11 protein-coding genes and 1 riboswitch are annotated in these 13,794 nt (G+C 69.4%); of the genes, 3 read left to right on the forward strand and 8 right to left on the reverse strand.

The features are described from left to right. Positions 1 to 41 precede the first annotated feature (41 nt). Positions 42 to 145, forward strand: a riboswitch (SAM riboswitch). A 5-nt stretch (positions 146 to 150) separates the two neighbouring features. From sfnG to ASF21_RS00675, 3 genes are read left to right on the forward strand one after another with little or no spacing between them, the layout of a single operon-like run. Continuing rightward, positions 151 to 1,317: a dimethylsulfone monooxygenase SfnG gene (gene sfnG / locus ASF21_RS00665; RefSeq protein ID WP_414826590.1), complete on the forward strand. Its 1,167-nt coding sequence runs from the start codon at positions 151 to 153 to the stop codon at positions 1,315 to 1,317. Beyond that, the gene (locus ASF21_RS00670; protein ID WP_055765429.1) at positions 1,317 to 2,696 is read left to right on the forward strand and encodes an O-acetylhomoserine aminocarboxypropyltransferase/cysteine synthase family protein; all 1,380 of its coding nucleotides are present in this window, start codon (positions 1,317 to 1,319) and stop codon (positions 2,694 to 2,696) included. Before sfnG ends, ASF21_RS00670 begins: the two co-directional genes overlap by 1 nt. Next, positions 2,693 to 3,196: a CoA-binding protein gene (locus tag ASF21_RS00675; RefSeq protein ID WP_055765432.1), complete on the forward strand. Its 504-nt coding sequence runs from the start codon at positions 2,693 to 2,695 to the stop codon at positions 3,194 to 3,196. The genes ASF21_RS00670 and ASF21_RS00675 overlap by 4 nt, the downstream gene beginning before the upstream one ends. Here ASF21_RS00675 and ASF21_RS00680 read toward each other — a convergent pair. The 8 genes from ASF21_RS00680 to araB all read right to left on the reverse strand — a co-directional run bounded on the left by ASF21_RS00680 (position 3,193) and on the right by araB (position 13,640). Continuing rightward, positions 3,193 to 4,872 (reverse strand): hypothetical protein, encoded by a 1,680-nt coding sequence (locus ASF21_RS00680; RefSeq protein ID WP_055765435.1) that lies wholly within the window; start codon positions 4,870 to 4,872, stop codon positions 3,193 to 3,195. The two genes, ASF21_RS00675 and ASF21_RS00680, sit on opposite strands and share 4 nt — an antisense overlap. Further along, positions 4,869 to 5,423 carry an RNA polymerase sigma factor gene (locus ASF21_RS00685; protein ID WP_082471136.1) on the reverse strand — a complete coding sequence of 185 codons (555 nt, stop codon included), beginning with the start codon at positions 5,421 to 5,423 and terminating at the stop codon, positions 4,869 to 4,871. Before ASF21_RS00685 ends, ASF21_RS00680 begins: the two co-directional genes overlap by 4 nt. Before the next feature lie 189 nt (positions 5,424 to 5,612). After that, on the reverse strand, positions 5,613 to 6,848 hold the full coding sequence (gene mmsB, locus ASF21_RS00690; protein ID WP_082471137.1) for a multiple monosaccharide ABC transporter permease: 1,236 nt from the start codon (positions 6,846 to 6,848) through the stop codon (positions 5,613 to 5,615). Positions 6,849 to 6,852: 4 nt separating this feature from the next. Beyond that, positions 6,853 to 8,382, reverse strand: a complete 1,530-nt coding sequence (mmsA, locus tag ASF21_RS00695) for a multiple monosaccharide ABC transporter ATP-binding protein (RefSeq protein WP_055765436.1) — start codon at positions 8,380 to 8,382, stop codon at positions 6,853 to 6,855. 117 nt (positions 8,383 to 8,499) lie between these two features. Next, positions 8,500 to 9,618, reverse strand: a complete 1,119-nt coding sequence (gene chvE, locus ASF21_RS00700; RefSeq protein WP_055765439.1) for a multiple monosaccharide ABC transporter substrate-binding protein — start codon at positions 9,616 to 9,618, stop codon at positions 8,500 to 8,502. A gap of 58 nt (positions 9,619 to 9,676) precedes the next feature. Continuing rightward, positions 9,677 to 11,191, reverse strand: a complete 1,515-nt coding sequence (gene araA, locus ASF21_RS00705; RefSeq protein WP_055765442.1) for an L-arabinose isomerase — start codon at positions 11,189 to 11,191, stop codon at positions 9,677 to 9,679. Beyond that, on the reverse strand, positions 11,188 to 11,916 hold the full coding sequence (locus tag ASF21_RS00710) for an L-ribulose-5-phosphate 4-epimerase (RefSeq protein ID WP_055765445.1): 729 nt from the start codon (positions 11,914 to 11,916) through the stop codon (positions 11,188 to 11,190). Before ASF21_RS00710 ends, araA begins: the two co-directional genes overlap by 4 nt. Further along, positions 11,913 to 13,640 (reverse strand): ribulokinase, encoded by a 1,728-nt coding sequence (araB, locus tag ASF21_RS00715; protein ID WP_055765448.1) that lies wholly within the window; start codon positions 13,638 to 13,640, stop codon positions 11,913 to 11,915. Before araB ends, ASF21_RS00710 begins: the two co-directional genes overlap by 4 nt. Positions 13,641 to 13,794 lie beyond the last annotated feature (154 nt).

The following is a 13,794-nucleotide window of genomic DNA, read 5'->3' on the forward strand; positions in this document are numbered from 1 at the left end:
CATTGTTTGGATTGTCGCGACCCCGATGTCACACTCGTGCTTGACCATCCCGAGCGGCCGAGAGATCTGGCTCATTGACGCCGCGGCAACCCTGGCCCCCGTGCACCACGGGGACAGTAGGGTGCTACTGCCAGAACGATGGAGGAAGTCATGAGCGTCGCCGACCTGTCCACTCCCCTGAAGTTCGCCTACTGGGTCCCCAACGTCAGTGGTGGTCTCGTGGTCTCGACCATCGAGCAGCGCACCAGCTGGGACTTCGACTACAACCGCAAGCTCGCCCGGATCGCGGAGGACGCCGGTTTCGAGTACGCCCTGTCACAGACGCGGTACGCCGCCTCCTACGGCGCGGACAAGCAGCACGAGGCCACGAGCTTCTCGCTCGCCCTCCTCGCCGCGACCGAGAGACTCAAGGTGATCGCCGCCGTCCACCCCGGGATGTGGCACCCGGGCGTGCTGGCCAAGTTCATCATCACGGCCGACCACATCTCGAACGGCCGCGCGGCCGTGAACATCGTCTCCGGCTGGCTGAAGGCCGAGTTCGTGAACTTCGGCCTCGAGTGGCTCGAGCACGACGAGCGCTATGTCCGCACGGAGGAGTTCATCCGCGTGCTCAGGGGCCTGTGGACCGAACAGGGCTACAGCCAGTCGGGGAAGTACTACGACATCACGGACTTCACACTGAGCCCCCCGCCCGTCGACGTCCCCGGCCGCCCGCACCCGGAAGTCTTCTTCGGCGGCAATTCGACGGCGGCGCAGGCCACTGCCGGCCGGGTCGCCGACTGGTACTTCTCGAACGGGAAGGACCTCGACGGGTTCAGGGAGAACATCGCCGGGGTGCAGGCCTCGGCCACCGCCGCCGGGCGCCGTCCCCGGTACGGGCTGAACGGCTTCGTCATCGCCCGCGACTCCGAGAAGGAGGCGCGTGACACGCTCCGTGAGATCGTGGCCAAGGCCCACCGTCCCGCGGTCGAGGGCTTCCGCGACGCCGTGCAGGAAGCGGGCGCCTCCACGAAGGACGGCAAGGGCATGTGGGCCGATTCCTCCTTCGAGGACCTCATCCAGTACAACGACGGCTTCCGGACGCAGCTGATCGGCACTCCGGAGCAGATCGCCGAGCGGATCGTCGAGTACAAGAAGATCGGCGTCAACCTCTTCCTGACCTGCTACCTGCACTTCCAGGAGGAGGTCGCCGCCTTCGGGACGGACATCCTCCCGATCGTGCGCGAGCTCGAGGCGGATGCGGCCCGCAGGGCCGGCGTCGACTTCGATCCGGACGAGACCCTCACCGGAACCCATCCCAGTAAGGCAGGTGTCTGATGGCAGAACGTTCCTTCGGTTTCCGCACGCGTGCGCTCCACGCCGGCGGAACCCCCGACGCGACGCACGGCGCGCGGGCCGTCCCGATCTACCAGACCACGTCCTTCGTGTTCAAGGACACGAACGACGCCGCGAACCTCTTCGCGCTGCAGAAGTACGGCAACATCTACTCGCGCATCGGCAACCCCACCGTCGCGGCCTTCGAGGAGCGCATCGCCTCCCTCGAGGGCGGGATCGGCGCAGTGGCGACGGCGTCGGGCATGAGTGCCGAGTTCATCACCTTCGCGGCCCTGTGCCAGGCGGGCGATCACATCGTCGCCGCCTCCCAGTTGTACGGCGGGACCGTGACCCAGCTCGACGTCACGCTGCGCCGCTTCGGCATCGAGACCACCTTCGTGCCGGGGACCGACCCGGCGGACTACGCAGCGGCCATCCGCGAGAACACGAAGGCCGTCTACGCCGAGGTGATCGCGAACCCGTCCGGTGAGATCTCCGACCTCGCGGGACTCGCGAAGGTGGCGCACGACGCCGGCATCCCCTTCATCGTCGACTCCACACTGAGCACCCCCTACCTCGTGCGGCCCATCGAGCACGGCGCCGACATCGTCATCCACTCGGCCACCAAGTTCATCGGCGGCCACGGCACCACCCTCGGCGGCGTGATCGTCGAGAGCGGCCGGTTCGACTGGGGCAACGGCAAGTTCCCCATGATGACCGAGCCGGTGCCCTCCTACGGCAACATCCAGTGGTGGGCGAACTTCGGTGAGTACGGGTTCCTCACCAAGCTCCGCACCGAGCAGCTCCGCGACATCGGCCCGTCCCTCTCGCCGACGTCGGCCTTCCAGCTCCTGCAGGGCGTCGAGACGCTCGCCCAGCGCCTCGACGAGCACCTCGAGAACGCCCTCGCCGTGGCGCAGTGGCTCCAGGCCGATCCCCGCGTGGAGTACGTCAACTACGCAGGCCTGCCCACCCACCCGCACCATGACCGCGCGAGGACCTACCTCCCGCAGGGGCCGGGGTCCGTGTTCAGCTTCGGCATCCGGGGCGGGCGGAAAGCGGGCCAGAAGTTCATCGAGTCGCTGCAGCTCGCCTCGCACCTCGCGAACGTCGGCGACTCCCGGACGCTCGTGATCCACCCGGGCTCGACGACGCACCAGCAGCTCTCCACCGAACAGCTGGTCGCGGCGGGCGTTCCCGAGGACCTCGTCCGCATCTCCGTGGGTCTGGAGGACCTGGCCGACATCCTGTGGGACATCGACCAGGCACTCGCCCTCGCGGTCGATGCGACGGACGAGGCCTTCGACGACCTCCCGCAGGAAGCGGCGGGCGGGAACGACGACGACGCGTCGGCGACGCGCGCAGTGGGAGTGGGAGCATGAGCGGCACGGAAGCAGCACCTCGCACGTGGGAGGGGCCCTCGGCGCCCGAGCGGCTCGCCCTGCTCCGGAGCGCCCGGTCCGTCGCGATCGTCGGCGCCTCCGACAAGCCGTCGCGGGCGTCCTACTTCGTGGCGACCTACCTGCAGTCGTCCTCGCCCTACCGCCTGTACTTCGTCAATCCGGTGGCCGGCCGGATCCTCGGGCAGCCCGCCTATGCGTCGCTCAAGGATCTCCCCGAGGTCCCCGACGTGGTCGACGTGTTTCGGAAGCACGACGACCTGCCGTCCGTGCTGGAGGAGACCCTCGACGTCGGAGCGAAGACGCTGTGGCTGCAGCTCGGCTCCTGGCACGAGGACGTGGCGCGTTCCGCGGAGGCGGCGGGCCTGGACGTCGTGATGGACCGCTGCATCAAGATCGAGCACGCGCGCTTCCACGGCGGACTCAACCTTGCGGGCTTCAACACCGGAGTAATCTCCTCGAAGCGGCAGATCACGTCCTAGCCGGCCGGCGCTGCAGCGCTGTCCTCCGTCGGGGTGTCGCCTGCGTGGGCCGGGGCGCCATCGTCCGCGTCGTCGTCGCCCGCGTCGGCATCGTCCGCGTCGGCATCGTCCGCGGCGGAAACGACGCCCGGGACACCAGGGGTCGTCACTCCGGTGCCGGCCGGTACCGGCACGGGGCCGTCACTGCTGGGCGCCATGGCAGGTCCCGTCAGCGTGCCGCCGTCGGAGGTCGACACGGAACCCGACCCGGAGGTCTCGGCCTCCGGCGCCGTGATCGCTGCGTCTGCTGATCCGTCGTCCGGCGCGGCAGGGTCGACCGGACCGGGAGCCGCGCCGTCGACGGATACCGCTCCGCCCGTGTTCCCGGCCGGGGCGACGCCCGCTGAAGCATCGACCTGAGCGTCGGGCACAGCAGTCACCCCAGGCACCGGGGCGTCGACGGGACCGTGGTGGAGTGTCCCGTCGCGCACCGGGGCTTCCTCCGGCGCAGCTGCAGGATCGACCGGCACCGGAGCGTCCGCGGGGAGGCTCCACCAGGTCCCGTCATCGATTCCCGGGTCGGCGACGAACGTGTACAGCCACGGATCCTCCTCCCACAGCGGGGCGGACAGGACCGGCGCGTCCCATGGCTCGACGGGCGCCATCAGCAGGAAGCGGTGCTGCGGACCGGGCGTCGGCGCGGCGTGCGGCGACGTCGGAGCACCATCGGGATGGACCGCGTGGGTGGACCCCCGGAGCCCGGGATCGCCGATGCGCCGAGCCTGCTCGCGGACAGCCTTCGTGCCGGCGTTCGTGTCCCGGGGACCGGCCGGGACGCCGGGCGTGGCCTTGCCCGGACCCGGCGCCGGGCGCTCCTGACGGGGACCGTGGGCACCCGGTGGCCGGCCCGGCGCGGTGGTCGTCCCGGGCGCGGGCGCGGGCACGGGCGCCCGGGTTGCGGGTACGCGGTTCGCTCCCGCCGTCGTCGGACTGCCCGGCGAGGTGGCGGTCGGCGCAGCCGCGGTCGGCATCGGGGACGAGGGGGCGACGACGGACCGCACGGCGGGAACCGACGCCGCGGCGGGAGCAGCACCCGACACCGAGGCGGGCACGCTCGTCGGAGCTCCTGCACCACCGGGGGATGCACCGGGAGCCCTGTCGCGTGGGGCGGGCGCTCCGCCGGGCAGGGCGTCACCCGCTCCCGGCCCGGCTGCAGGACCACCGGGGGCCGGGGCCGCGGCAGGTGCCGGCGGTGGTGCGGCCGGAAGCGTCAGGGGCGCGCCGCCGGCCGGACCGGACGGCGCCCTGCCGGCACCGGCCTGGACCAGCGGGGCAGGGCCGAGCTCGGCGCGATCAGCGCTGTCGCGGATGGAGAAGCGGGTGATCGACTCGACGGCGTCACCGATCCCCTGAGGGAAGTGGACCGTGCCCGCGGCGACGCCGGACATCCCGACTCCCATTGAGACGGCGAGTGCACCGCCGATGAAGGTGATGCGGCGCTTGTGGCGCCGCCCCTGCCCTGCCTTGCCGCCGTCGGCCATGAGCTGTGCCAGGGCTGCGGACGCATCGGGCGCGGGGCCCGCGGCGAGGTCCCGGACGATCCCGACGGCGCGGACGAGGGCCGGGTCCTCGGGGATGCCGGACTCCTGGAGGAGAGGCAGCACGGGGTCCGGCGACGGGGTGTCATGACCAGTCATAGCGCGTCCGATTCGTTGGGGTGTACGAGTTCCTTCAGCTTGAGCAGTCCCCGCCGCTGCAACTGCTTGACCGATCCCGCCGATCTCCCCAGGATCCCGGCCACCTGGTCGATCGGCAGTTCGGCGACGATGCGGAGCAGGAGCACATCACGCTGCTCGTCGTTGAGCTGGGCGAGCATGCTTCCCGCACCTCCGAGGTCGAGCTGCCCGAGGGCCACGGTCTCGGCGGAGTCCGTCAGCCGCGTGTCACCGTCCGCCTCGTAGCCGACGACCACGGGTGTCCGGGTCCTCCTCCGCACCTCGTCCACGTACCGGGCGTGCGCGACGGAGAACGTGAAGGTCCGGAGTCCGGCGAGCCCCCCTGCCACGGTGTCGAGTTTCGAGAAGACGGTGAGGAACACCTCCTGGGTCAGGGCTTCCGGATCCTCGGAGCCGCGCCCCGCGAAGTAGCCCAGCACGGCCGGACCGAGCGCCTGGTAGAGGAGGGAGAAGGCCGCGGGTTCGCCTGCTTGAGCGCGGGTGAGCGCATCCTCAGGCAGCGGTGTGACCACGGTCTATTCCTTGTTCGGGCGGGGCGGCGACACCATCGTAACCGCTCTGTCCCACCCGCAGGCTCCGGCCTCGAAGGCCTGCGGCAAAGAAAAGGCCGCACCGAGGCCCGTTGGGGGATAAGCCTCGGTGCGGCGCTTACATACTGGTAATCGACGGGCGGGACGCCCTCTCCGGTTTTTTCTTCCCGCCTACTTCAGGGCGCTGGATGCGCGGCGCTTGTTGAAGACGTCGAAGCCGACGGCGAGCAGCAGCACCATGCCCTTGATGAACTGCTGGTAGTCGATGCCGACGCCCAGCAGGGACATGCCGTTGTTGAGCACGCCCATGATGAGGCCGCCGGTGATGGCACCGATGACCGTTCCCACCCCGCCCGTCACGGCCGCCCCGCCGATGAACGCCGCCGCGATGGCGTCGAGCTCGAAGAGGTTGCCCGCACCCGGGCCGGCGGAGTTGAGCCGGCCGGTGAAGATCAGTCCCGCCAGTGCCGCGAGCACGCCCATGTTCACGAAGAGCATGAAGTCGATGCGCTTGGTGTTGACGCCGGAGAGCTGGGCCGCCTGGAGATTGCCACCACGGGCGTAGACGTGGCGACCGAACACGCTGTTGCTCATGACGAGGCTGTAGGCGACGATCAGGATCCCGAGCACCACCAGCACGATCGGCGTCCCGCTGCGGGAACCGGCCAGCAGGTAGGTCAGTCCCAGGATGAGGACGGCGATGAACGCCAGCTTGGTGAAGAACCACGCCGCGGGCTCATCCTCGAGGGCGAGGCGGGCGCGCGTGGCCCGCCCCCGGAGCTGGCTGACCACGAGCAGGACGACGGCGATCACGCCGAGGCCCACCGTGGTCCAGTCGAGGATGTTGGTCTCCGCCGGGAAGAGTCCGGGGAACAGGAAGCCTCCACCGAGCTGGCGGTACTCCTCGGGGAACCCGGTGATGCGCTGGTTCTCGAGGACGATCTGCGTGAGCCCGCGGAAGACGAGCATGCCCGCGAGGGTCACGATGAAGGCCGGGATACCGACGTAGGCCACCCAGAAACCCTGCCAGGCGCCCACGAGTCCGCCGATGACGAGGGAGACGATGAAGGCCAGCCACCAGGGGAAGGACCAGTCCTGCACCATGATCCCGGACATGGCACCGACGAAGGCCGCCACCGATCCGACGGACAGGTCGATGTGCCCGGCGACGATGATCATGACCATGCCGATGGCCAGGAGCAGGATGTAGCTGTTCTGGACGATGATGTTCGAGACGTTGTCCGGCATCAGCAGCGCGCCGCCGGTCAGCACCTGGAACAGGGCGACGATGACGATGAGGGCGACGAAGATGCCGATCTGCCGCAGCCGGCTCGTGAGGAAGGCCAGCCCGTGCTTCACGGGAGGCGGCGGCGCGGTCACCGCGGGGTCCTTGACGGTGGTAGCCATGGAGTCAGTCCTTTTCCTTGGTCATGTACTGCATGAGGAGTTCGGGGGTCGCCTGCCCGATGGGCACTTCCGCGGTGATGCGGCCTTCGGCGAGGGTGTAGATGCGGTCGCAGATGCCGAGCAGCTCGGGCAGCTCGGAGGAGATCACGATGACGGCCTTCCCCTCGGCGGCGAGGCGGTTGATGATCGTGTAGATCTCGTACTTGGCGCCGACGTCGATCCCGCGGGTGGGCTCGTCGAGGATCAGGACGTCGGGGTCCGAGAACATCCACTTGGAGAGCACCACCTTCTGCTGGTTCCCGCCCGAGAGCTTGCCGGTGATGGCCGTGACCGTCGGGGCCTTGATGTTCATGGACCGCCGGTAGTCGCCGGCGACGACGGCTTCACGGCCGCTGTCGACCCAGCCGCGCTTCGCGAGCTTGCCGAGGGCGGCACCGGACACGTTGCGCTTGATGTCGTCGATCAGGTTGAGGCCGTACTTCTTGCGGTCCTCCGTGGCGTACGCGATGCCGTGCCGGATCGCCTCGCCGACGGTGCGCGCCGTGATCGGAGCACCGTTCTTGTAGAGCGTCCCGGTGATGTTCGAGCCGTAGCTGCGGCCGAAGATGCTCATGGCGAGTTCGGTGCGGCCTGCACCCATGAGGCCGGCGATGCCGACCACCTCGCCGGCACGCACGGAGAGGTTGGCCGCATCGACGACCACGCGGGCGGACTCCTGCGGGTGGTGCACCGTCCAGTCCTCGACGCGGAGCACCTCCTCGCCGATCACCGGTGTGCGGTCGGGGTAGCGGCTTGCCATGTCACGCCCGACCATCCCCTTGATGATGCGTTCCTCCGTGACGGAGCCGTCGTGCAGGCTCAGCGTCTCGATGGTGCGGCCGTCACGGAGGATCGTCACGGAGTCCGCGATCGCCCTGATCTCGTTGAGCTTGTGGCTGATGATGATGCTCGTGATGCCCTCCTTGCGGAGTCCTTTCACGAGCCCGAGGAGGTGCGCGGAATCCTCGTCGTTCAGGGCTGCGGTGGGCTCGTCGAGGATCAGCAGCTTGACGTTCTTGGACAGCGCCTTCGCGATCTCCACGAGCTGCTGCTTCCCCACGCCGATGTCACCGGCACGGACCACGGGATTGAGGTCGAGCCCCACGCGGCGGAGGAGCTTGGCCGCCTCCAGGTTGGTCTCGTTCCAGTCGATGAACCCGCGCTTCTCGCGCTCGTTGCCGAGGAAGATGTTCTCGGCGACGGAGAGGAACGGGGACAGGGCCAGTTCCTGGTGGATGATGACGATCCCGTCGCGTTCGCTGTCGCGGATGTCCTTGAATTCGACGACCCCGCCCTCGAACTCGATGTCGCCGTCGTACGTGCCGTGGGGGTAGACCCCGGACAGCACCTTCATGAGGGTCGACTTGCCGGCCCCGTTCTCCCCGCAGATCGCGTGGACTTCTCCGCGCGCGACGTCGAGGTTGACGTCCTGCAGTGCCTTCACGCCAGGGAAGGTCTTGGTGATGCGGCGCATCCTGAGGATGTTCTCCGCCATGGTCGAGCCTCGCTTACTTGAGTGGAAGTCCCGGCAGGGGCCGGGCGAGGTACAGCGCCTGTGGCTCCGGACCAGGGTCGGTCCGGAGCCACAGGCATCATGGGTGCTGCGGGACGGCTACTTGAGCTCGTCCTCGGTGTAGTAGCCGGTCTCGACGAGCGCGGCCTCGTAGTTGTCGACCGTGACGATCTGCGACTCGAGCAGGTAGGACGGGACGATCTTCTCGCCGTTGTCGTACGTCTCGGTGTCGTTGACCTCGGGCTCCTCGCCCTTCATGAGGGCGTCCACCATGGTGACGGCCTGCTTGCCGAGCTCGCGGACGTCCTTGAAGATCGTCGAGTACTGCTCGTCGGCGATGATCGACTTCACGGAGCCGACCTCGGCGTCCTGGCCGGTGACGACCGGGAGGTCGTCCGCGGAGTAGCCGCCGGAGGTCAGGGCCGAGATGATGCCGATGGACAGGCCGTCGTAGGGCGACAGGACGCCCTCGAGCTGCTCACCGCCACCGACCGTGAGGAGATCCTCCATGCGGTCCTGCGCGGTGTCGGGGAGCCAGCGGAGGATCGCGGCCTGCTCGAACTCGGTCTGGCCGCTGGGCACGCGCAGCACGCCGCTGTCGAGGTAGGGCTGGAGGGTCTTCATGGCGCCGTCCCAGAAGAAGGTCGCGTTGTTGTCGTCCGGGCTGCCGGCGAAGAGCTCGACGTCGAACGGCCCTTCCTCGCCGGTCTCGGCGCCCTCGGCGTCGAGGATCCCGAGGCCCGTCAGGAGGGAGGTGGCCTGCTGGACGCCGACCTCCTCGTTGTCGAAGGTGGTGTAGTAGTCCACGGTGTCGGAGCCGTTGATGAGGCGGTCGTAGGCGATGACGGGGATGTCCTGCTCCTCCGCCTGGTCCAGCACGCTCGTCAGCGTGGTGCCGTCGATCGAGGCGACGACCAGGGCCTTCACGCCGCCGTTGATCATGTTTTCGATCTGGCTGACCTGGGTGGGGATGTCGTCGTTGGCGTACTGGAGGTCGACCTCGTAGCCGAGGTCCTCCAGCTGGCTCTTGACGTTCTCGCCGTCGGCGATCCATCGCTCCGACTGCTGCGTGGGCATGGCCACACCGATCTTGGCGCCCTCGTTGGAGCCGCCCTCCGCAGCGGCGTCGTCGCCGCCGCCCCTGCTTCCACCGCAGGCGGTGAGGCTGAGGGTCAGGATGCTGGCGGCCGCGATGCCGGCCAGGTATTTCCGATTCATGGTGGAACTTTCTTGTGAGTGGTTTCCGGCGGCAGTGCCGGCTTTCGGGGAGTGGCTTCTACAGTTTCTGCGCGAGCCGATAGTACGCGGCGTTCCAGCGCAGCTCGCGCTGGAAGTCCCGCAGCTTCGTGTCGGCGTCGATCCGCAGCAGTTCGACCTCGGCGATGTCCGCGAAGTCCTCGAAGACCTCGAGGCCCACCGCGGTGGTGAGGACGGTGTGGTGCGCGGCGCCGGCGCTCAGCCAGGCCGCCGCGGACGTCTCGAGGCTCGGCTCCGGCTTCCAGACTGCGCGCGCGACCGGCAGGTTGGGCAGCGGGGCGTCCGGCGGGACGACCTCGACGGCGTTGGCCGTGAGGCGGAAGCGGTCCCGCATGTCGGACATCGCGACGACGACGCCGGCTCCGGCGTCCGTGTCGAACACGAGCCGCACCGGATCCTCCTTGCCGCCGATCCCGAGCGGGTGCACCTCGAGGGAGGGCTTCGACGTGGTGAGGGTGGGGCAGATCTCGAGCATGTGCGCGCCGAGGATCTTCTCCTCCCCCGGCGTCAGGTGATACGTGTAGTCCTCCATGAGGGAGGCGCCGCCGGGGAGTCCGGAGCCCATGACCTTCGCGGCACGGACGAGGACGGCGGTCTTCCAGTCGCCTTCGGCCCCGAAGCCGTAGCCACGGGCCATGAGCCGCTGCACGGCGAGGCCGGGCAGCTGCCGGAGCGCGCCGAGGTCCTCGAAGTTGGTGGTGAACGCACCGAAACCGCCCTCCTCGAGGAAGGACAGCAGACCGAGTTCCTGGCGGGCACCATAGCGCAGCGACTCGTGGCGGTCACCTCCCCGGCGCAGTTCCGGGACCACGTCGTAGGTCTCCTCGTACTCGGCCACGAGGGCGTCGACGTCGTCGTCCGACTGTGCCTCGACCGCCGCGACGAGGTCGTTGACGCCCCACGTGTTGATGGAGACGCCGAAGCGGAGCTCTGCCTCGGTCTTGTCCCCCTCGGTGACAGCGACGTTGCGCATGTTGTCGCCGAAGCGGGCCACCTTGAGCTCGTGGACGGCGGCCCAGCCGGCGGCGGCGCGCTGCCACGAGGCGACCTTCGCGCAGACGTCGGGACTGCTGACGTGCCCGACGACGGTCTTCCGCGGCACCCCGAGGCGCGACTGGATGTACCCGAACTCGCGGTCGCCGTGCGCGGCCTGGTTGAGGTTCATGAAGTCGAAGTCGATCTCGGCCCACGGCAGCGCCACGTTGATCTGCGTGTGCAGGTGCAGCAGCGGCTTGCGGAGGGCGTCGAGGCCCGCGATCCACATCTTGGCGGGGCTGAAGGTGTGCATCCAGGCGATCACGCCGATCGCGTGGTCCGCCGCGTTGGCCTCGAGCGCCATGCGGCGGATCGAGGCGGAGTCCTTGAGGGTCGGCTTCCACACGACCTTCACGGGGAGCCCCGAGTCCGCGAGCATCCGCACGATCTCCTGGGACTGCTCCGCGACCTGCTGCAGGGTCTCCTCGCCGTAGAGGTCCTGGCTGCCGGTGAGGAACCAGACTTCGTAGGTGTCGAGGGTGGTGCTGAGCGGGCTCATGCTGGGGCTCCTGGGGTCGAGGGCTGACCGTACACGTTCTGGTACCGGTCGAAGAGTGAGTCGATGTGCTCGGACTGGATCCCGGCGGGCGCACCGAGCTGGCGGGAGATGTGGACGGTCCGTGCCACGTCCTCGAGCATGACGGCCGCCTTGACGGCATCCTTCGCGTCCCTGCCGATGGTGAAGGGCCCGTGGCTCTTCATGAGCACGCCGCGTGAGCGGTGGCCGGTGAGGGTGTCCACGATGCCGCGGCCGATCGAATCGTCACCGATGATCGCGAACGGACCCACCGGGATCTCCCCGCCGAACTCGTCCGCCATGGCCGTGATCACGCAGGGGATCGGCTCGCCGCGGGCGGCCCAGGCGACGGCGTAGGTGGAGTGCGTGTGCACCACGCCGCCGACGTCGGGCATGTGGCGGTAGACGTACGCGTGGGCGGCGGTGTCGCTCGAGGGCGACCGCTCGGATCCGGGAGTGCCGTCGACGACGTTGCCGTCGAGGTCGCAGAGGATCTGGTTCTCCGGCGCCAGCTCGTCGTAGCTGACGCCGGAGGGCTTGATGACGAACAGGTCGGCGCCCGGCACGCGGCCGGAGACGTTCCCGCCCGTCCAGACGACGAGTCCGTAGCGCACGAGTTCGGCGTGGAGGGCGGCGACGTCCTCCCGGACGGCGAGGATCGCCGCCTCGACCTCGGGGCTGAAGGTCGCGGGGGTCGAGGTGCTCATGCCGACACCGCCTGCGGGGCAGCGGCGGTGCGGGCCGCACGGCGCAGGGCTTTGAGCCGGTGCATGACGTCGTTGGTGCCGCGGCCGAAGTAGTCGTGCAGGTCGGTGTATTCGCGGTACAAGGCGTCGTACGCGTCGGCCCTCTCCGGGTCAGGGGTGTAGGCGGCGCGGTCCAGGTGGCCCATCGCCGCGGCTGCCGCGTGGATGTCCTCGTACGCACCGGCGGCGACGGCGGCATGGATGGCGGAGCCGAGGGCGGGGCCCTGCGCGCTGCCGATCACGGAGATGGGCATGTTCAGGACGTCCGCGTAGACCTGCATGAGGAACGGGTTCCGGATGAGCCCGCCGGCGGCGACGAACTCCGTCACCGGGACGCCGGACGCGTTGAAGGTCTCGACGATCTTCCGGGTGCCGAACGCCGTGGACTCCAGCAGCGCACGGTAGACCTCGTGCGGCTTGGTCGCGAGGGTGAGGCCCACGATCGTCCCGGACAGCTCGTGGTCCACCAGGACGGACCGGTTGCCGGAGTGCCAGTCGAGGGCCACCAGGCCGTGGGCGCCGACGGGTTCCCCCTGCGCCTGCCCGGTGAGGTGCTCGTGCACGCTGAGTCCCTCTGCCGCAGCGGCATCCCGGATCTCCCCCGGCACCTGGTTCGCGACGAACCACGCGAAGATGTCGCCGACGCCGGACTGGCCGGCCTCGTAGCCGTAGAAGCCCGCCACGATCCCGCCGTCGACGACGCCGCACATGCCCGGTACCTCGCTCAGGCGGTCGGAGTTCATGACGTGGCAGGTGGAGGTACCCATGATGGCCACCATCTGGCCCGGGTCCGTGGCCTGCGCCGCGGGAGCGGTGACGTGGGCGTCCACGTTCCCGACGGCGACGGCGATGCCCGCGGGCAGGCCCGTCCAGGCGGCGGCCTCCTCGGAGAGGGATCCCGCCCTCGACGCCAGGGCGCCGATGGTGTGCTCCACCTTGTCGCGGGCGAAGCCGGCGAAGTCGGGGTTGAGTGCGGCGAGGAACTCCTCGGACGGATAGGCGCCGTCCTGGTAGATGCCCTTGTAGCCCGCGGTGCACGCGTTCCGCACGTACTCCCCCGTGAGCTGCCAGACGATCCAGTCGGCAGCCTCGACCCAGTGCTCCATGACGTCGTACAGCTCGCGGTCCTCCTCGAGCAGCTGGAGGCCCTTGGCGAACTCCCACTCGCTGGAGATGAGCCCGCCGTAGCGGGGCAGCCACGCCTCGCCGCGTGCGGCCGCGAGCTCGTTGATGCGGTTGGCCTGCGCCTGGGCCGCGTGGTGCTTCCACAGCTTCACGTAGGCGTGGGGGCGGCCCTCGTAGCCCGGCACCTCGTTGAGGGGGGTGCCGTCCGCGAGGGTGGGCACCATGGTGCACGCGGTGAAGTCGGTGGCGATGCCGACGACGTCCTGCGGGTCGATGCCCGCCTCGCGGACGGCGGCGGGGACCGCGGAGCGGAGGACGTCGACGTAGTCGGAGGGCACCTGCAGGGCCCACTCGGGCGGCAGCTGCGCACCCGTGGCCGCGAGCGTGGTGTCCATGACGGCGTGGGGGTACTCGAGCGTCGCGGCACCGAGTTCGGCACCGTCGGAGACGCGGACGACGACGGCACGGCCGGACAGGGTGCCGTAGTCGACGCCGATCACGTAGGTATCGCCGCCGGCACCGGCCGAAGTCGTCGCGGAGCCCGGGGTGGAGTCACTCAAGGGAAGGACCTCTTTGTTCTTCTCGAGACCGCGAAGCGATGCTCTGGTGGATCGGAGAGCTGTACGTGATCGGCCATGTGACCGTTCACATCAACGGCTAACAGTGTAGGTCCTTCCGGGTGGGCTGTGTCAACGGTCACGCCCGGGGGACGAC

Origin of the sequence: Arthrobacter sp. Leaf234 (assembly GCF_001422665.1) — a bacterium.
Taxonomy (GTDB): Bacteria; Actinomycetota; Actinomycetes; order Actinomycetales; family Micrococcaceae; genus Arthrobacter_D.